Raw genomic sequence first — 291 nt, 5'->3', positions numbered from 1 at the left:
GGCTCCGCTGCTGCCGCCACGCCCGCCGCGACGCCACCGCCACCCCGGACGGCTTCCCGCGGACGACCGTGCTGCGCTTCGCGGCATCGTGTACGTGCTGTGCAAGAGCGTGAGCTGGCGGGACGTGCCCGCGGAGCGGACCGGCTGCAGCGGGATCACGGCCTGGCGGCGGCTGCGGGACTGGACCGAGGCCGGCGTGTGGCCCCGCCTGCACGAGGTCCTGCTCGCCGAACTCCGGGCGGCAGGGCTGCTGGAGATGGACGACGCCGCGATCGACGGCTCGCACGTCAG

The 291-nt window shown here is 75.6% G+C and carries 1 protein-coding gene; it reads left to right on the top strand.

The window, feature by feature from the left end; translation table 11 throughout:
- Nucleotides 1-291, top strand: a 291-nt coding sequence (locus IE98_RS0141760; protein WP_159401274.1) for a transposase, incomplete at both ends; no start/stop codon positions are given.

The organism is Streptomyces sp. NRRL B-24484, assembly GCF_000717715.1.
Lineage (GTDB): Bacteria > Actinomycetota > Actinomycetes > Streptomycetales > Streptomycetaceae > Kitasatospora.
Note: the sequence above shows the minus strand (reverse complement) of the source record. Positions and strands in the feature narration are given on the sequence as shown.